We start from the raw sequence: 18,531 nt of genomic DNA, 5'->3' as shown, positions 1-18,531 counted from the left end.
TCCGCAAATGGAAAAAGGCAAAATCCTGCTTGCCGTCACCGGCTTTCATCCGCAGCGCTGGCGCGAGCTGCTGTCGGCCGAGCGCGAAGTGGTGCTGGAGCCGGACGGCGCTTCGGATCCGTCGATCACCTATGCGGTGGTGTGGAAGCAGAAGCCGAACCTCTTGAAATCGCTGCCCAATCTACGCGCAATCTTCTCGATCGGCGCCGGCGTCGACCATATCTTCGCCGATCCCGGCCTGCCCGATGTGCCGATCGTCAAAGTGGTAGCCGACAACCTCACCCAATACATGACCGAATATGTCGTCTGGCGGGTGCTCGACCATCATCGCCAGGGCATGCTCTATCGTGCCCAGCAGCCGAAGAAGACCTGGCACGAACCGCCGCAGCGGCCGGCCGGCGACATCTCGGTCGGCATTATGGGGCTCGGCAATCTCGGCCGCGCCGCGGCGTCGGTGCTGTTGTCGCTCGGCTTTGCCGTCAATGGCTGGTCGCGCAGCGACAAGGCCATGATAGGCGTTGCGACCTATGCCGGAGAGGCCGGGCTGATCCCCTTCCTCAACGCCACCGACATACTGGTGGTGCTGCTGCCGCTGACGCCGGATACGCACGGCATCATCAATTACGGCGTGCTGAAGGAATTGCGCAAGCGCAACGGCCTCGGCGGCTCGGTGCTGATCAATGCCGGGCGCGGCCGGCTGCAGAAGGACGCCGACATATTGCGCGCGCTGGGCGACGGCACGCTGAAGGAGGCGAGCCTCGACGTGTTCGAGGTCGAGCCGCTGCCGAAGACCAGTCCGCTATGGAGTCACCCGAAAGTGTTCGTGACGCCGCACGCGGCGGCGACCTCCGACCCTGTCCACCTGGCGCCGAGCATGTTGCGGCAGATGGATGCCTTCGAGCGCGGCGAAAAGCTTGATAACGTGGTCGACCGCAAGGCGGGGTACTGAGGAAGTTCAGGTTCAGCTCGGCAGACTGAACTTCTTCTGCTTGTTGGGCTTGCCGCAGTCGCGGCGGACGATCGAGCGGTTCATGGCGTCGATCTTGCCACTAGCCAGATCAGTATCGCGCTTGCTTTTGGAGCGCATATCCGGCGTAAACGGGCCGAAGCCCATCGCCGGATTGGAGAAGCTCGGCTTGGCGTCCGTCGACAGATGGTATTGCTGCGCCAGTTCGTTGCGCTGCGCCAGCAACTGGTCGCAAGGCACATTGTCATACTGCAGCGACGATTGTACGTCCTGGTCCTGCCGCTCCGACATCGAACTGCTGCAGCCGGTCATCGCCAGGCAAGACACCAAGACCATCATGTTCCAGCGCATGTGTTCCTCCTCAATGCCTGCCGAGGGCTTTTCTCGGCTTGTATCCTACCTGATGCCGCGCCAGCCGCAAAAATCCTATTCACGTTTTCGAACAAGACGAGACATCAACCCTTGGACGAGGGCACCGCCAGCGCGGCAAGCCCGTCGACCGGCTGGCGGCGATCCCAGCGGATGACGGTCGGCTGCATCGACAGCACCGACAGGCCGTTTGCGGCAAGCACCCGCTCGACATAGGCTTGAGAATGGGCGTAGCGACGAGACGGCTGCAGCGCGAAACCGGCGTCGCCGCCCGCCCCGCCCTTGGCTGGCGTTTCGACGGAAAAGGAAAACAGGCCATTGGTGGCCAGAATGCCGGCGACGGTCTTCACCACGCGATCGAGCGCGCCGACATAGATGAACACGTCGGCCGCCGCCACCAGATCGGCTTTCGGCCCGGCATAGGCAAAATGCTGCAGATCGGCCTTGGCGAGCAGGTCGTAGACGCCCTTGGCGCGGGCCTTTTTCAGCATGGCGGCGGAGATATCGTAGCCCTCCAGCCGTTCGGCGACCGGCCGCAGTTTCTCGCCCATCAGACCGGTGCCGCAACCGAGATCGAGCGCCAGCGAAAAGCGGCCCGGTCTTGCCGCGCGAATGGCGCGATCGAGAAACTCCGGCAGCCGGTAGCCGAGCTTGTCGACCAGCGAGTCCTCGAAAGTCTCGGCATAGTGGTCGAACAGCGTCTCGACGAAGGCGCTGGGTGGCGCTGCGGCAGCCGGCGCCTTGCCGATCAGCTGCAGCTTCAGCGCAGCACCCAGGCGATCCGCCGGGTCCAGTTTCAGCACCGTCGCCCAGGCCTGCGTCGCCAGGTCGAGCAGCCCCGTTGCCTCCTGCATCTCGCCCAGGCGGAACCAGCCCGCCGCCCATTGCGGCGCCAGTTCCAGCGCGCCGAGCAGCAGTTCCGCCGCTGCCGCGTGCTCGCCCGAGCCGAAAAGCATCTCGGCATAGTCGGCGCGACGGTCGGCGGTCAGGTCGCCGGACGAGATTTTCAGCGGTTGCATGGCGATGGCCCCGCCGGCTGATGCGGCCGGTGGCTGGCTGTAGGCCGAGTCAGCAGTCTCTTGCAACAGGCTTCCCGCGCTGGAATTAGGCACTATCTTGACTGGATGCGCGCCAGCGACCTGCTCCATCCCCGGCCTGAAGGCCTTTATTGCCCATGCGGCGATTTCTTCATCGACCCGGTGCGGCCAGTCAACCGGGCGTTGATCACGCATGGCCATTCCGACCATGCCCGATCCGGCCATCGTTCGGTGCTGGCGACGCAGCAGACGCTCGACATTATGGGGTTGCGTTATGGCGAGGATTTTGCCGGGACAACGCAAGCGGCCGTGCTTGGCGAAGCGATGGCGCTGAGCGATGTCAGCGTCACCTTCCATCCGGCCGGCCATGTGCTGGGCTCGGCGCAGATCGCGGTCGAGCACAAGGGCAGGCGCATCGTCGCCTCCGGCGACTACAAGCGCCAGAAGGACGCGACCTGCGCACCGTTCGAACCGGTCCAATGCGACGTCTTCATCACCGAGGCGACCTTCGGCCTGCCGGTGTTTCACCATCCGCCCGACACGGAGGAGATCGCCCGGCTGCTCAAATCGGCGGCGCAGTTTCCCGAGCGATCGCATCTGGTCGGCGCCTATGCGCTGGGCAAGGCACAGCGGGTGATGCGGCTGCTGCGCGATGCCGGTTATGACAGGCCGATCTATATCCACGGCGCGCTGGCCAAGCTCAGCGAATATTACCAGAGCCAGGGCATCGACCTCGGCACGCTGGAGCCGGCAACCGTCGACAGCGGCGGCAAGCAGGATTTCACTGGGGCCATCATTGTCGGCCCTCCATCGGCCTTCGCCGACCGCTGGGCGCGGCGCTTTCCCGACCCGATCTCATGCTTCGCCTCGGGCTGGATGCGCATCCGCCAGCGCGCCAAGCAAGGCGGCGTCGAACTGCCGCTGATCATTTCCGACCATGCCGACTGGGATGAACTGACCGCTACCGTCAAGGAGACGGGCGCCGGCGAAATCTGGGTGACGCACGGCCGCGAGGAAGCGCTGGTGCGCTGGTGCGAGCTGGAAGGCATCGCCGCCAGGCCACTGCACCTTGTGGGCTATGAGGACGAGGGCGATTGATGGTGATTTTTGATCCAGAAATCGCCGGCGCGGCGATCCTTCCCACCCCCCTCTGGCCTGCCGGCCATCTCCCCCGCAAGGGGGGAGATCAGATGTCACCTCCGCTTTCGCCAATCGCCAACCTCGCAAGATGGGCGGCAAGATCAAGGCTGCCAATCTCCCCCCTTGCGGGGGAGATGTCCAGCAGGACAGAGGGGGGTGTGCCAGAGCGCAAACCTCTGCCGTCAACGCGGTCCTTGCATCCATGAACCGCTTTGCCGAACTCCTCGACCGTCTGGTGCTGACGCCGTCGCGCAATGGCAAGCTGACACTGCTCGTCGATTATTTCCGCAGCGTCGAGGACCCCGACCGCGGGCTGGCGCTGGCGGCTATCACTGGCGACCTCAACATTGCGGCGGTCAAGCCGGCGATGCTGCGCACGCTGGTCACCGAGCGCATGGATCCGGTGCTGTTCGGCTATTCCTACGACTATGTCGGCGACCTTGCCGAAACCGTCTCGCTGGTTTGGCCGCAAACGCCGGGACATATCCCCAACCGGGAGCCGACGCTTGGCGATGTCGTGGCGACGCTGCAGGCGGCGAGCCGCTCCGACGGACCCAAGGTGCTGGCCGGGCTGCTCGACAGCGCCGGCATTTCGGCGCGCTTTGCCATCATCAAGCTGGTCACCGGCGGCTTGCGCATCGGCGTTTCGGCGCGGCTGGCCAAACAGGCGCTGGCCGATTTCGGCAAGGTCGATGTCGCCGAGATCGAGGAGCTGTGGCACGGGCTGACGCCGCCCTATATCTCGCTGTTCGCGTGGCTGGAAGGCAAGGCCGAGAAGCCGAAGCGGACCGCACTTGCCCTGTTCAGTCCGGTGATGCTGTCGAACCCGGTCGGCGACGGCGACCTCGAAAAGCTCGATCCGGCCGCCTATGCCGCGGAATGGAAATGGGACGGCATCCGCGTTCAGGCGGTGTGCGAGGGCGGCGTGCGCCGGCTCTATTCGCGCACCGGCGACGATGTGTCCGGCGCATTCCCCGATCTCGCCCAGGCGATGAATTTTTCCGCCGCGCTCGACGGCGAATTGCTGGTCGGCGAGCCCGCGGCAACCGGCACGTTTTCGGACCTGCAACAGCGGCTCAATCGCAAGAGCGTGGCCCCGAAGATACAGCAGCAATACCCGGCCTTCATGCGCTGCTACGATGCGCTGCAGATCAACGGCGAAGATTTGCGCGCGCTACCTTTCCGCGAGCGGCGGGCCCGTCTTGAGGCCTTCATCACAACGCTGGACCCGCACCGTTTCGATCTGTCGCCATTCGTCGAATTCCGGGATTGGCAAACGCTGGAGGAACTGCGCCGCGCGCCGCCGCACCCGATTATCGAAGGCGTGATGCTGAAGCGCTGGGATTCGCCCTATCTCGCGGGACGGCCGAAAGGGCCGTGGTTCAAGTGGAAGCGCGATCCGCACAGGGTCGATGCTGTGCTGATGTATGCGCAGCGCGGCCATGGCAAGCGGTCGAGCTTTTATTCCGACTATACGTTCGGCGTCTGGTCGGGGCCGGAAGGCGCGGAGGAATTGGTGCCGGTCGGCAAGGCCTATTTCGGCTTCACCGACGAGGAGTTGAAGCAGATCGACAAATTTGTCCGCGACAATACGGTCGAGCGTTTCGGCCCGGTGCGCTCGGTGCGCGCCGACCGCAGCCAAGGCCTGGTGCTGGAGGTGGCGTTCGAAGGTCTCAACCGTTCGACCCGCCACAAATCCGGCGTTGCGATGCGATTTCCCCGCATCTCACGGCTGCGCTGGGACAAGCCGACCGCCGAAGCCGACCGCATCGAGACGCTGCAGGCGCTGCTTGATCGCTAGGCGGCGCTTACGGTTCGATCGAAACGCGGATCTCGTAGATGTCGACCGCCTTGCCCTGCTTGTCGAAGTCGGAGTTGATGGCGATGCTGCCGGCCGCGCCCGGGGGCTTGTCGGGGAATTTCACGTCGAACAGATATTCGTTACGCTGCTGGCCGACCGCATAGCGCTTGCGGCCGCAGTCGCCGAGATCGCCGAAATTGCAGTCGACGGAGATCTGCGTGTCCTTGCCGTCCTCGGCGCGGGCGACGATGTCGAACACGGCATGTTTGCCGGCAAGCTTCTCCAGCACGCCCTGCCCGACATCGAAGCTGATGGCCGAGCCGGAAGCACCGGAGCGGATGCGCAGGAAGGAGCCGGTGTCGTCCTGCACGACATCGGCCTTGGCGTCGGACGGGGTCGCCACATGCGTTGGATCGGTGGGTGTAAACACGTTGATCCAGTCGCGCGTCTGTTCGGCGACACCAGGCTGCTGCGGCGCGCCAGGCTGCTGCGGCTCAGTTGTATCGGCAGGCGGCGTGAAGTCGTCATCGTCGACGGTCGGCGGCGCTTCGGGCGGCGCCGTGTCGAGCTGCGCCGGCGTCTTGAAGACCCCGGTCTGCACGGCGAAATAGAGGCCGATGCCGGCGGCGGCGAGCAACGTCACGCCAAAGAAGATCGCCGTCAGCGGCAGGCGGCGGCCCCTTATCCGCCTTTCATCACGGTCAGGCGCCACTTCCGCCGCGGCCTCGGCCGGCGCGGAATCGGCCATATCGATCGCCGGGGCGCCGGGCAGCGTGGCGTCAGGCATGATGTCGGGGACGACCGGCAGCACGCGCGAACGCGGCGCGTCGGATGCCTCGGGCTGAACCGGTTCATCAACGACGATCGCCGGCGACGGTCCGGCCGCGACACCTGTCGGGGCATCGACCGCGGGCGCTTCGGCGGCGCCCTGTACGGCGTCTTGCGGCTGCGCAACGCGTTGCGTCAGCGCGGTATCTTGTGTCTGCGCAGCGCTCTGCGTCTGCGCGGCGACATCGGGGACCGCGGGCAGGAATTCGGATTCGATCTCGGCGATCTTTTCCTGCACCGCCTTACGGCGCTTGATGGCGGCTTCCACCGTCACGCCGGGATTGGCCTGGAGCACGCGGTCGAGCGCCGCGAAAGCCGACCGATAGACCCGCTCGCGAAATGCCCGGTCCTCGGCGTTGCCTTTCTCGAAGGCGTTGCGGATCGCTTTTTCGATCGCGTCCAAGCGAATTCCCCTGTCCGTTCGCTTACATTGCCATGATCGTTAGCCGCAGGCGACCAATCAATCAACGGGCGAGCGCCCGCATTCTGCCTTACAGGCCTGTTCAACGCCCATTTCGATGCCTTTTAGCAATAAAATCAGTCCGTTTGCCGCCTTGCCGGGCGATTTGCGCGCAGTCCGGCGCGACGTCTCCGCGTAATCGAAAAAGCAAACGAGGCGATGGCTTATTCCGCGCCAATGGAAAATGACGGGACGAATTGCCGGATCCAGCCTTGAAATCACGGTTGCCCATCTTGAATTAGCGGCCGGTTGAGTCTATCACCCAGCCGATCCTGGAGGCTTCGCGCTTCCTGGGCCGCTTTAGCTCAGTTGGTAGAGCACATCATTCGTAATGATGGGGTCAGGTGTTCGAGTCACCTAAGCGGCACCAGTTCTCCATCCGACGCAAGCGTGACGGCAGGTGCAAGGCTAATGCACGTCACTCCCTACGCCAACACCGGCACTTCCTGTCTGCCTCGTCGACATGCGCCATATGGCCGCCGCCACAGGATTGCGTCGTCAGACGCTTGACCATCGACTATGCTGCATCGCGCAAGATCGACAGCCTAGAGAACCCGACAATACAAGCATAATTTATAAGATACAAAACCACTATCTTGGAATAATCTTCGTCAATTTTGACCTATATCAGACACTCCGGATTATAGTTGTGTAATTAAACCGTGCCTTTTCTGACATGGTACTACTGCTCATGCAGCATTGCGGACGTGAAAAACCCTGATCGACGCAACGCACTCGCAAATCATACCCATTTTTAGCACTAACTCACACAAATATTACAGCTCGATAGATATTCTGTGTTGCACTGCACCATTGCCCGGTTGCACCATTTCTTGGGGGATTTGGTACTGGGAAGTGCGCCGTGGAGGATTCCGCCAAGTTGATCAGCTTGAATTTTTCGCTGGCCAGCACCGATTTCGAGGCTGCCCCGCGCACAAGGCGCGGGTTTGATGTTGTCGGCGCACTCTCGACGCTGGCAGGCCTCGACCTGAGGCCCGGAATGCAGGGCCGCTGGCTTCATCGGAGATTTCAGACCGGCGGAAATGGCTGATGGCGGTCGCGCGTGACAATCAGTTGGACGCTCTGCGCGCCATCGCTGTCACGATGGTTCTCTATTCCCATTTCCTTGCACCCAACGGGTCCTCCTTTTGGGGCCACATCGGGGTGCGGCTTTTTTTTGTGCTGAGCGGCTTCCTGATCACACGACTGCTGCTCGAAGCGCGCGCCGCGGCCGAATTCAAAGCCGGCCCTGCATTGAGTTCCTTCTACATCAGGCGCGCGCTGCGCATATTCCCGCCCTATTTCGCCGTGCTTGGGTTCGTCTGGCTGACCGATCTGGAGCAGTCCAGTGGATCGCTCGTCTGGCATGCGCTTTACCTGTCGAATTTTTGGTACGCGCTGCGCAACGAATGGACGCCCTGGCTACTCTGCCATTTCTGGAGCCTGAGCATCGAGGAGCAGTTCTATATCGCCTGGCCGCTGGTCGTGCTTCTCGCACCCCGCCGGCGGGTGGAAGCGATCACTATCGGCGTCATCCTGTTGTCGCTGGCCTATCGCTTCTACTGGCCGATCACCGCCACCCCGGCGCTAGCGCGCGACCTGCTGCCGCCAGCATCGATGGACGCGCTGGCGTTTGGTGCTTTGCTTGCCTGCCGGCGGACCAGAGGCGCCGGCCTGCCGCAATGGATGCGGCTAGGCTGGCCAGCCCTTGCGGCTGTCTTCCTGGCGATTGAGTGGCTTATCCCTGCGCCGGCCGATCCTATGCTGGAATGGGCCCGCTGGGCGTTACTGCAGATCCTGCCCCTAGTGCCGCTGGTGGCCGTTGTCGCCGCCTGTTCAGCCGGCCTTGGCGGCGTCCTCGGCAGGGTTTTCGAACTGCCACCGCTGCTGTCACTGGGCCGCATCAGCTACGGCGTCTATCTTTACCATCCGATCCTTCTTTCGCTCGCCGTCAAGTCACAGCCCTGGATCCCGCTCAATGTCTCGGAGCAGGGGCCAGGGCGTTTCCTGGTCGCGAGCACCGCCACGATCGCCGTCGCTTCGATCTCGTGGACGGCTTTCGAAAAGCCGCTCAACGGCCTCAAGCGCCGCTTCCCCTATGTAGCGCGCCGCCGCTCCCAGGCACGCTCTGGCGATGCCGGCTGGCTCGGCAGGGCGGCGGACGCCTATCCCGGCGGATCCCCCGATGGCCGCGCCGCACTCGAACTCCGGCGAACGGATGCGCAGAGATGACCACCGCGCCGCTCGTCTCCGTCCTGCTGCCGGTCTACAATGCCGGGCCTTATCTCACCGCTGCGCTGGAGAGCATTCTGCGGCAAGACTACGATCGCCTGGAGGTCATCGCTATCGATGACGGATCGACTGACAACTCGCTCGAGATTCTCGAACGATACCGCCGGGCAGACAATCGCGTTTCTGTCATCTCGCGTGAGAACCGCGGCCTCGTCGCCACCCTCAATGAAGGGCTACGACTGGCCCAGGGCGAGCTTGTTGCGCGAATGGATGCGGACGATGTCGCCTATCCCCGGCGCCTCTCGCGCCAGGTCGCACTGTTCGAGCGGCGGCCCGATCTCGGCTTCTGCGGCGCCTGCGTCGATACCTTGCTTCACGGCCGTATCGCCAAAGGCAGGCTAGACCCGGTGTTCCGGCTCGGCCGGCTCGACATATTGTCGATGTTCTTTACGATATTCTTACATCCGACGGTGATCTATAACAGGAATGTCATTGGGAACAACGATCTCTATTACGATCCAAAATATAGGCATGCCGAGGATTTCGATCTCTTCAGACGGCTTGCCGGCCGTTTCCCGGCGACCATATTGCCCGATAGCCTGCTCGTCTATCGCATCCATGCGGGAAGCGTGACCATGCGGCATGCCAAGGAAATGCGCAGGACGCATTTGCGGATCGTGGCCGAAAATCTCGAGCGTGAGGGGCTTGCGGAAACCACAGCGGATCTGCGCGACATCGGCGAGGCCGTCTCTTTCGACACGGTTTCGCGCGCAGCCGATTTCATCCGTGCGCTCGAAGAGCGGATTTCCGAGCTGCCGACCGACACACGGCCAAGCTTCGAGGCAGGCGCGCTGAACCTGTTCTATTTTCTCTACCAACTCGTCGGCGACGAAGGAGAACCGCCGCTGACCCACGAATTGCTCACGCGGACGGCGAGATGGAATTTCATCCGGCGCCGCGAACAATATGCGCTGCGTCCCGGCGTCTGGGCGCCTTGGCTCAGCCTGCTCTCGATAAGGGCCGGAAAGCGGGCGGACGCGGTGGCGTACTTCTTCAAAACCACGCCGGCCGAAGCGGTGCTTGCGCGTTATCAGCGGGGACTGGTATGACCGACAGGCCCCACCCGCTCCTGCGCGATCACCAGTTTGCGAGTGCACCTGTCCCGACATCTCCCCGATCGGAGCGGCCGTCGCTCGAGGTCAGTTTCATCGTCTGCACGCGCGACCGCGCCGCTGTGCTGGAGGCTTGCATAGCCTCGATCCAGACCGCATGCCGGGTGCACGCCACCTTCGCGGCAGAGTTGGTGGTGGTCGATAATGGTTCACGGGACGGCACGTCAAAGCGGCTGGCCGCTATCGCCGAAACTTCCGACATCCCAGTCACAGCCGTCTCGGAGACTCGCCCCGGACTAGCCGCTGCCCGCAATGCCGGATTGGCGCGAGCGCGAGGCCGCGTGCTGGTCTTCGTCGACGACGACTGCAAGCTCGACCGCGACTACCTCCGCGACCTGGAGCGGCACTACCGGAGTGGCGAGAAGTGGCTGATCCGCGGCGGCCGGGTCGAGCTCGGTGATGCCCGGGATCTGCCCTTCACCATAAAGCTCCGCGAGGCAAGCGAGCGGCTGACCCCGGCGGTCCACCCCGGCGGCTTCGTGCTCGGCTGCAACATGACCATGCACCGCGACGTCGCGGCCCGCATCGGCTCGTTCGACGAACGCTTCGGCGCTGGCGGCCCGCTACGCTCGGCTGAAGATACTGATTATCTCGTGCGGGCGATGCTGCTCGGCATGCCGGTCGAGTATGTGCCCGACATGACGGTCTTGCATCATCACGGCCGGCGAGACCGCAAATCGATCGACAGGCTGCACCGCGACTATAGCCTCGGTAATGGTGCGCTGTGCCTGAAACATGTCCGCCACGCCCCTTGGCTGCTTCGCCATGTCTATTGGTCCGCGCGGGCCGCGTTCAGGGAACTGGCGGGCCGTCCTCGCTTTGACCGCGACCTCGATCTGTCGCACTGGCCTATTGTCGTTATGAATCTGGCAGGTGCCGCCAGATTTGCGCTGCTCGTCATGATGGGATGGCCAAAACGGCTGCCGCTGCGCCACGACCGACAAGCCAGCGAAGCCAATGCGGAGGCCAGAGCGCGATAATGTCACTGATTCCGTCAGCCCTGCCAATGCTGCGCCGCGCGCTTGGTGGCAGGCTGTTGCGGCTCGTTCCCGTCGTGGTGGGGCTCGGGCTTGCGGGCGCCGCGCTGGAAGGCCTCGGCATCGGTCTCATCATTCCGCTGCTTGGCATCATTATGGGACGTGGCGAAACATCAGGCATGGCCGGTTTCTCCGCCCTCCTCCAGCAGGTTGGAGCGGACCTCGGCGAGCGCCAGCGGCTGATCGCCATTTCGGCCGCGATCCTCGGTTCGATCGTACTGAAAAATGTCTTTGCCTTCGCCAACACGCTGCTGACCAGCTACATCTACGGCAAGGCAGGTTATTCGATCCGTAGCGCACTGTCGGAGCAGTTGCTCAGGGTCGGCTACCCCTTTTTCCTGCAGCAAAGCCCCGGGCGGCTGCTCAACATCATCTCCAACGAATCGTGGCGAGCATCCGACGCTATCCAGGCCCTGCTCGGCGCGATCGTCAGTGCCTCGGCCGCCGTCATCCTGCTCGCCTTCCTCCTGCTCCTCTCTTGGCAGATGACGCTGCTGGTGACGCTAGGGCTGGCGCTCGTCCAGCTGGCGCACGGGGTTTTGTCGTCCAATCTGAAGGCGCCGAGCCGCAGCGTCGTCTCGCGCAACAGCGCACTGGCGTCGCAGATGCTGCATCTGGTGCATGCCGGGCGCCTAATTCGCATCTTCGGGCAGGAGAACCGCGAAAAGGCAGTCTTCGCCAAAGCGTCCGACGGGGTGCGGCGGGCGGCTTTCGTGCTTTCAATCCGCCAGGGCGTCTTGCCGCCACTGACCGAGGTGTTGCACGCGATGCTGTTCCTGGCGGTGGTGATCGGAGCCTGGCTGGCGAATGTAAGCTTCCCGCTGACCGTCGCCTTCCTCATCCTGCTCTACCGACTGCAGCCGCATATGCGCGCCTTGCAGATGTCCTGGAGTCAGTTGCAAGGCATGAGCGGCTCGCTGGAGGAGGTACAATGGCTGCTCGATCCTTCCGACAAGCCCGAGGCGCCGCAGGGCAGCCTGCCGTTCGACGGCTTGCGCCAAGGGATCAGCTTCGATGATGTGAGCTTCGCCTATTCCGGTCCCCTGTCAGGCCCCGACGCGCGCGAGGCGGTGCTGCATAAGGCGGTGTTCGACATCCGCAGCGGCCGCTCGACGGCGCTGATCGGCCGCTCGGGCGCCGGCAAGACAACGATCGTCAATCTCCTGTGCCGCTTCGTCAAACCCGACAGCGGCAGGATCCTCGTCGATGGGGCACCGCTCGATGAAGTCGACCCAAGCCAGTGGCGGCGGAACATTGCCCTGGCCAGTCAGGAGCTGGAACTGGTCGATGGCACCATTTTTGAAAACATTATCTACGGCTACGACACGGCGTCGGCCAGCGACGCCATGCGCGCCGCAAGGCTGGCCGAGGCACATCAATTCATCGAGCACCTGCCGCAGGGCTACGCGACACTGGTCGGATACCGGGGCATCAACCTGTCAGCCGGACAAAGGCAAAGGATCGCCCTGGCGCGGGCGCTGGTGCGCGATCCCGATATTCTCATCCTCGACGAAGCCACCAGTGCGGTGGATGGGTTGTCAGAAGCCGCTATTGTCGAGACGCTGAAATCGCGGGCCGGCCGCCGCACCACCATTGTCATCAGTCATCATTACAGCACCATATCGTTCTGCGACGACGTGGTGATCTTGAGCCGCGGTCGGGTGAAAAAACAGGCCCCCTTCGCAACCCTGGCAATGCTCAGCATGGACGAGCTTTACCAGCACGGAGCGGGTGAGTGATGGGGCGCACCCCAACCTGCGACGCGGCTTGCGCCCGGCAGCTCGCAGATCGCGATCAATCCTGCCGGCAAACCACCGCCGCGACGCATTTCCGATTGTTCAAAAACAATTCTCGGTGAGAGGTCAGGCGGCCTTCTTCTTCGCCAGCCGCGCCTTGATCGAGGCGACGTCGGCGCGCGGCGTCGCGGCGAACAGCGTCCTGGTGTAGTTGTGCTTGGGGTCGGCGAAGACCTCCTCGCGCGAGCCGTATTCGACGGCTTCGCCGAAATACATCACCATCACATCGTCGGCGATGTAGCGCACGACCGACAGATCGTGGCTGATGAAGACATAGGTCAGCTGGAATTCGTCCTGCAGGTCGGCGAGCAGGTTGAGCACCTGCGCCTGCACCGAAAGATCGAGCGCGGAGACCGGTTCGTCAAGCACCAGCAGGCTCGGGTTCAGCATCAGCGCGCGGGCAATGGCGATGCGCTGGCGCTGGCCGCCCGAGAACATGTGAGGATAGCGATTGTAGTGCTCGGTTCCGAGGCCGACTTTCTTCAGCATCCTCATGGCGAGGTCGCGCCGCTCTTCGGCCGGCTTGTCGGTGTTGATGAGCAGCGGCTCGCCCAGCACGTCGCCGATCTTCTGGCGCGGATTGAGCGATCCGTAAGGGTTCTGGAAGACGATCTGCACCTTGCGGCGCATCTCCCTGGTCAGGCCGTTCCTTGCGATGTCGACCTTGTTGCCGTCGATGAACAGCTCGCCCGACGTTGCCGGATCGATCAGCGTGATGATGCGCGCCAGCGTGGATTTGCCGCAGCCCGATTCACCGACGATGGCCAGCGTCTTGCCCTTGTCGACGCTGAACGAGACGCCCTTGACCGCATGCACGGTGCGCGCGCCGCGAAACAGGCCGCCGCCGACGTGATAGTCGCGCACGATGTCCTTGCCTTCGACGACCTTGATGCCCATCAGACGCTCCCGGCAGCCGGTTCGAACAGCATGTCCGAGACGGTCGGCAGCCGGTCGCCGACGGCATTTTCCGGCAGCGCCGACAAAAGCGCGCGGGTGTAATTGCTCTTCGGCGATTCAAACAGCGACAGCACGTCGGCCTCTTCCATCTTGCGGCCCTTGTACTGGACAATGACGCGGTCGGCCGTCTCGGCGACCACGCCCATATTGTGGGTGATCATGATCAGGCCCATGCCGTATTTGACCTGCAGCGACACGAGCAGGTCGAGGATCTGCTTCTGGATGGTGACGTCGAGCGCGGTGGTCGGCTCGTCGGCGATCAGAAGCTTCGGATTGCAGGCGATGGCGATGGCGATCATCACGCGCTGGCACTGGCCGCCCGACATCTGGTGCGGAAACGAGTTCAGCCGTTCGGCCGGCTCGGCAATGCCGACCTGCGTCAGCAATTCGATGGCGCGCTCGCGACGCTGGGCCTTGTCCATGCCCATATGGAAGCGCAGCACCTCCTCGATCTGAAAGCCGACGGTGAAGCACGGATTGAGACTGGCCATCGGCTCCTGGAAGATCATCGACATGTCCTTGCCGACGATCTTGCGCCGGTCGGCCGGGCTCATCTTCAGGAGATCGCGGCCGTTGAAGCTCATCTCGTCGGCAGTGACCGTCGCCGTCCACGGCAACAGCCCCATCACAGCCAACATCGACACCGACTTGCCGGAGCCGGATTCGCCGACGATGGCCAGCACTTCACGTTCGTTCACATGGAGCGAGACGCCATCGACCGCGCGGAACGGGCCGGATGCGGTCTGGAACTCGACGACGAGATTGCGGATGTCGAGCAGCGCCATTACGACCTCCTCAGCTTCGGATCGAGCGCATCGCGCAGACCGTCGCCGATCAGGTTGATGGCAAGCACGGTGATGAGGATGGCCAGACCGGGGAAGGTCACCACCCACCAGGCGCGCAGGATGAATTCACGCGCCGAGGCGAGCATGGTTCCCCATTCCGGTGTCGGCGGCTGGGCGCCAAGGCCGAGAAAGCCGAGAGCGGCCGCCTCCAGGATGGCGTTGGAGAAGGACAGCGTGCCCTGGACGATCAGCGGCGCCAGGCAGTTGGGCAGGATGGTGCGCAGCATAAGCCTTATATGGCCGGCGCCGGCGACCTTGGCGGCGACCACATATTCGCGGCTCTTTTCGGCCATGACGGCAGCGCGCACCAGACGGGCAAAGTGGGGTTGCAGGACAAGCGCGATGGCCAGCATGGCGTTGAACAGGCCGGGGCCGAGGATGGTGACCAGAACCAGCGCCAAGAGCAGCGACGGGAAGGACAGGATCAGATCCATGACGCGCATGATCGCCACGTCGACCCAGCCCCGGAAATAGCCGGCCAAAAGGCCGAGCGTGATGCCGCCGACAAGCGCCAGTGTGACCACGACGGCGCCGATGAGCAGCGAGAAACGCGCGCCATAGAGCAGGCGCGAGAGCATGTCGCGGCCGACCGCGTCGGTGCCAAGCAGATATTCCATGCTGCCGCCCGCCTGCCAGGCCGGCGGACGCAGGAAAGCGGTCTTGTCCTGGATGTCGGGCGCATAGGGCGCCAGCAGCGGTGCAAAGAGCGCGGCCAGCACCAGCAAGATGAAGACGAACAGGCCGATGACGGCGCCGCGGTTTACCGAGAAATAGTGCCAGAAGGTCCTGAAGCCGGTCAGACGGTCAGGGTTGCCGGCGGCCATCGGGGCGATTTCGGTGGACTGGCTCATCACGCCGCCCTGATGCGCGGGTTGATGACGGCATAAAGCACGTCGACGATCAGGTTCACCGCCATGACGATAAGGGCGATCAGCAGCAAGCCTGACTGCACGACGACATAGTCGCGCTTGGATATGGATTCGACCATCCACTTGCCGATGCCCGGCCAGGCGAAGATGGTTTCTGTGAGAATGGCGCCGGCGAGCAGGGTACTGACCTGCAGGCCGATGGTGGTGACCACCGGGATCAGCGCATTGCGCAGCGCATGCACGCCGATGACGCGGGACGACGACAGGCCCTTGGCGCGGGCGGTCCGCACATAGTCTTCGCCCAGCACTTCGAGCATGGCCGAGCGCGTCTGGCGCGCGATCACCGCCAGCGGGATGGTGCCGAGCACAATTGTCGGCAGCACCAGGTGGCTCAATGCCGAGCGGAAAGCATCCCATTTGCCGTAGAGCAGGCTGTCGAGGGTCAGGAAGCCGGTGATCGGCTTGATAAAGAACTGAAGGCCGATGCGTCCTGAAACCGGGGTCCAGCCGAGATAGCCGGAGAAAAAGATGATCAGCAGCAGACCCCACCAGAAAATCGGCATGGAATAGCCGACAAGGGCGGTGCCCATCAGCCCCTGGTCGAACCAGGAGCCGCGTTTGACCGCAGCAATGATGCCGGCCGGGATGGCCAGCACCATGGCGAAGATCATGGCGAAGACTGAGAGCTCGATGGTTGCCGGGAAGAGCGTCATGAAATCTTCGATGACCGGCCGCTTGGACGAAATCGACACGCCGAAATTGCCGGTCGCGGCATCGCGGACATAATGCGCGTATTGCTGCCAGATCGGCAAATTGTAGCCGAACTGTTCCTTCAGTTCCGCGTAACGCTCGGGCGACACGCCATGCTCGCCGGCCATGGCAAGAATGGGATCGCCGGGCAGCAGCCTGACGAAAGCGAAGGCGCAGATGGTGATGCCGATCAGCGTCGGCAGCACCAAGACGATTTTGTTTAGGAGATATCGGAGCATCTTGAAAAGCGGGCGGCGCCTGATTGCGCGCCGCCCGCCTAACAGTTCTATTCGGCCTTGTCGACGCCGTCGAAGCGATGAATGCCGAGCGGGTCCATCATGAAGCCGCTGACATTCTTGCGCACGACTGCGTAGACCTGGCTGTGTGCCATGAGGAAGGCCGGAGCCTGCTTCTGGAAGACAACCTGCGCCTCTTCATAGAGCTTGGTGCGTTCGGCCTGGTCGCTGGTCTTCTTGGCCTTCTGGATCAGATCCTCGAAGTCCTTGTCGCACCAGCTGGAGTAGTTCGACACGCCGATGGCCGAGCAGGCGAACAGCGTGGCGAAGAAATTGTCCGGATCGCCATTGTCACCGGTCCAGCCGATCTGGAAGGCGCCCGGACGCTCCTTCTTCTTGCCTTCTTCGCGGTACTTCGTCCACTCGTAGCTGACGATCTCCGCCTTGACGCCGACCTTGGCCCAGTCAGCCTGGATCAGTTCGGCGGCGCGCTGGAAGTTCGGGTTGTAGGGACGGACGCGGTCGGAGGCCCAAAGCTGGATCTCCTTCAATCCGGCATCGGCCAGCACCTTCTTGGCGGCTTCCGGATCATAGGCGTCGGACTTCACGTCCTTGTTCCACGACCACATGGTCGGCGGGATCAGGTTTACGGCCGGCGTGGCGCCGGCGTCCTGGAACAGCGACTTGATGAGCGATTCCCGATCGATCGCCTGGTTGAGCGCATGGCGCACTTCAGGCTTGTCGAGCGGCGGGATGGTGGTGTTGTAGCTCATATAGCCGATGTTGAGGCCAGCCTGATCCATCAGGGTCACGTCGGCGTTGGCCTTGATCGTGCCGATGTCGGCAGGATTCGGATAGGGCGCGATATCGCATTCGCCGGCGAGCACCTTCTGGATGCGGGCGGTGGCGTCAGGCGTGATCGCGAAGACGAGATCGTCGATCTTTTCCTTGCCCTTGAAGTAGTCCGGGTTGGCCGCATAGCGGATGACCGAATCCAGCTGGTAGTCGACGAACTGGAACGGACCTGTACCGACCGGCTTGGTCGAGAAGTCGGCCATCTTGCCGTCTTTTTCCAGCTGGTCGGCATATTCCTTCGACACGATCGAGGCGAAGTCCATGCCGAGATTGGCCAGCATCGGCGCGTTCGGCTCGGTCAGCGTCAGCTTCACGGTCAGGTCATCGACCTTTTCCCACTTGGCGACGTATTTCGGCATGTCCATGCCGGTGTAGTAGTCCCAGGTCAGGTTCGGCAGGTACTTCTCGCCGTTCCAGGGGTTTTCCTTGTTGAACTGGCGATCGAACGAAAAGACGACGTCGTCGGCATTGAAATCACGCGTCGGCTTGAAGAAATCTGTCGTCTGGAACTTCACGCCCGGATGCAGGTGGAAAGTATAGACCAGGCCGTCGTCCGAAATCTCCCATTTGTCGGCGAGACCGGGCACAACTTCGGTGCCGCCATGCTTGAACTCGACCAGGCGCGAATAGACGGTGCGCGACGAGGCGTCGAAGTCGTTGCCGCCCGTCGTGGTACCCGGGTCGAAGTTGGCCGGCGAGGCCTCCGAGCAATAGACCAGCGTCTTGGCATTGGCCACACCGCCGAGGACGCTTGCAGCCAGCAACGCGGCTGCAAAAGTCAGTTTCTTTTTCATTGAGCACTCCCTGATGTTCTTCCAAGCCCCTCTATAGGCTCGCGAAGCGCGCATATAAGCACCGTTTTTCCGGCTTTGGAACACCCTGTTTGCCTACCCCACCGTAAGCAGAAAATATTTCTCGGTCTTTGACGAACTGCAGAAACAAATAGCAAAATCTGCTAATCACGGGATTGTTAACGACCGCATTTTTTCATTGATCGCAGCAATCGTAAGCCAAAAATCCACAAGCCTGGGTTTCGCCACCGACACGACAGGACGGCATTGCCGAGCCGGCGTCGCGGGAAGGATTTCGACGGCAAATCTTTGCCGTCCTGCCGCTGGGGCAAGACTTGCACGGCCGCCGATAGTCGCAATAGATAGGTGACACGCTGGATTTTCCGGGA

At 62.9% G+C, this 18,531-nt stretch carries 17 protein-coding genes and 1 tRNA gene; 9 read left to right on the top strand and 9 right to left on the bottom strand.

Features of this window, described 5'->3' with window-relative positions:
- Positions 1 to 7: 7 nt before the first annotated feature.
- A complete protein-coding gene (locus NKJ18_RS13530; protein ID WP_352758407.1) occupies positions 8 to 949 on the top strand; it encodes a 2-hydroxyacid dehydrogenase in 942 nt (313 codons plus the stop codon).
- Positions 950 to 961: 12 nt separating this feature from the next.
- Here the strand turns inward: NKJ18_RS13530 and NKJ18_RS13525 are convergent, their stop codons facing one another.
- On the bottom strand, positions 962 to 1,318 hold the full coding sequence (locus tag NKJ18_RS13525) for a hypothetical protein (protein ID WP_352758405.1): 357 nt from the start codon (positions 1,316 to 1,318) through the stop codon (positions 962 to 964).
- Positions 1,319 to 1,422: 104 nt separating this feature from the next.
- Positions 1,423 to 2,355 (bottom strand): class I SAM-dependent DNA methyltransferase, encoded by a 933-nt coding sequence (locus tag NKJ18_RS13520; protein ID WP_352758404.1) that lies wholly within the window; start codon positions 2,353 to 2,355, stop codon positions 1,423 to 1,425.
- Positions 2,356 to 2,460: 105 nt separating this feature from the next.
- Between NKJ18_RS13520 and NKJ18_RS13515 the strand changes: the two genes are divergently transcribed.
- Positions 2,461 to 3,471, top strand: a complete 1,011-nt coding sequence (locus NKJ18_RS13515) for a ligase-associated DNA damage response exonuclease (protein WP_023708191.1) — start codon at positions 2,461 to 2,463, stop codon at positions 3,469 to 3,471.
- A gap of 244 nt (positions 3,472 to 3,715) precedes the next feature.
- The gene (locus tag NKJ18_RS13510; protein WP_352758402.1) at positions 3,716 to 5,314 is read left to right on the top strand and encodes a cisplatin damage response ATP-dependent DNA ligase; all 1,599 of its coding nucleotides are present in this window, start codon (positions 3,716 to 3,718) and stop codon (positions 5,312 to 5,314) included.
- 7 nt (positions 5,315 to 5,321) lie between these two features.
- Here the strand turns inward: NKJ18_RS13510 and NKJ18_RS13505 are convergent, their stop codons facing one another.
- Positions 5,322 to 6,545, bottom strand: a complete 1,224-nt coding sequence (locus tag NKJ18_RS13505; RefSeq protein WP_023669501.1) for a hypothetical protein — start codon at positions 6,543 to 6,545, stop codon at positions 5,322 to 5,324.
- A 57-nt stretch (positions 6,546 to 6,602) separates the two neighbouring features.
- A complete protein-coding gene (locus NKJ18_RS13500) occupies positions 6,603 to 6,824 on the bottom strand; it encodes a hypothetical protein (RefSeq protein WP_155921595.1) in 222 nt (73 codons plus the stop codon).
- Positions 6,825 to 6,896: 72 nt separating this feature from the next.
- On the opposite strand from NKJ18_RS13500, the gene NKJ18_RS13495 reads away from it, so the two are divergent.
- From NKJ18_RS13495 to NKJ18_RS13470, 6 genes are all read left to right on the top strand, one after another.
- Positions 6,897 to 6,972 (top strand) — tRNA-Thr (locus NKJ18_RS13495).
- 492 nt (positions 6,973 to 7,464) lie between these two features.
- Positions 7,465 to 7,653, top strand: a complete 189-nt coding sequence (locus NKJ18_RS13490; protein WP_023682045.1) for a hypothetical protein — start codon at positions 7,465 to 7,467, stop codon at positions 7,651 to 7,653.
- Positions 7,653 to 8,834, top strand: coding sequence for an acyltransferase family protein (locus NKJ18_RS13485; protein WP_023740784.1), 1,182 nt, complete (start codon positions 7,653 to 7,655; stop codon positions 8,832 to 8,834). Before NKJ18_RS13490 ends, NKJ18_RS13485 begins: the two co-directional genes overlap by 1 nt.
- Positions 8,831 to 9,943, top strand: coding sequence for a glycosyltransferase family 2 protein (locus tag NKJ18_RS13480; protein WP_023669498.1), 1,113 nt, complete (start codon positions 8,831 to 8,833; stop codon positions 9,941 to 9,943). The genes NKJ18_RS13485 and NKJ18_RS13480 overlap by 4 nt, the downstream gene beginning before the upstream one ends.
- Positions 9,940 to 10,986 carry a glycosyltransferase family 2 protein gene (locus NKJ18_RS13475; protein ID WP_352671712.1) on the top strand — a complete coding sequence of 349 codons (1,047 nt, stop codon included), beginning with the start codon at positions 9,940 to 9,942 and terminating at the stop codon, positions 10,984 to 10,986. The genes NKJ18_RS13480 and NKJ18_RS13475 overlap by 4 nt, the downstream gene beginning before the upstream one ends.
- Complete coding sequence (locus tag NKJ18_RS13470; protein ID WP_027049321.1) at positions 10,986 to 12,782, top strand: ABC transporter ATP-binding protein; 1,797 nt, start codon at positions 10,986 to 10,988, stop codon at positions 12,780 to 12,782. Before NKJ18_RS13475 ends, NKJ18_RS13470 begins: the two co-directional genes overlap by 1 nt.
- Positions 12,783 to 12,905: 123 nt before the next feature.
- On the opposite strand, the gene NKJ18_RS13465 is transcribed toward NKJ18_RS13470, so the two are convergent.
- Genes NKJ18_RS13465 through NKJ18_RS13445 form a run of 5 tightly spaced genes read right to left on the bottom strand, consistent with a single transcriptional unit; the run spans position 12,906 to position 18,145 of the window.
- The gene (locus NKJ18_RS13465; RefSeq protein WP_023688780.1) at positions 12,906 to 13,736 is read right to left on the bottom strand and encodes a dipeptide ABC transporter ATP-binding protein; all 831 of its coding nucleotides are present in this window, start codon (positions 13,734 to 13,736) and stop codon (positions 12,906 to 12,908) included.
- Positions 13,736 to 14,581, bottom strand: a complete 846-nt coding sequence (locus NKJ18_RS13460) for an ABC transporter ATP-binding protein (protein ID WP_023688781.1) — start codon at positions 14,579 to 14,581, stop codon at positions 13,736 to 13,738. The genes NKJ18_RS13465 and NKJ18_RS13460 overlap by 1 nt, the downstream gene beginning before the upstream one ends.
- On the bottom strand, positions 14,581 to 15,465 hold the full coding sequence (locus NKJ18_RS13455; RefSeq protein ID WP_050485757.1) for an ABC transporter permease subunit: 885 nt from the start codon (positions 15,463 to 15,465) through the stop codon (positions 14,581 to 14,583). The genes NKJ18_RS13460 and NKJ18_RS13455 overlap by 1 nt, the downstream gene beginning before the upstream one ends.
- Before the next feature lie 26 nt (positions 15,466 to 15,491).
- Positions 15,492 to 16,499 (bottom strand): ABC transporter permease subunit, encoded by a 1,008-nt coding sequence (locus NKJ18_RS13450; RefSeq protein WP_023669492.1) that lies wholly within the window; start codon positions 16,497 to 16,499, stop codon positions 15,492 to 15,494.
- 47 nt (positions 16,500 to 16,546) lie between these two features.
- Positions 16,547 to 18,145: an ABC transporter substrate-binding protein gene (locus tag NKJ18_RS13445; RefSeq protein WP_023669491.1), complete on the bottom strand. Its 1,599-nt coding sequence runs from the start codon at positions 18,143 to 18,145 to the stop codon at positions 16,547 to 16,549.
- Positions 18,146 to 18,531 lie beyond the last annotated feature (386 nt).

It is taken from the genome of Mesorhizobium sp. M0217 (assembly GCF_040321955.1).
Lineage (GTDB): Bacteria > Pseudomonadota > Alphaproteobacteria > Rhizobiales > Rhizobiaceae > Mesorhizobium.
The sequence above is the reverse complement of the archived record's forward strand: the minus strand, read 5'-3'. Positions and strand labels throughout refer to the sequence as shown.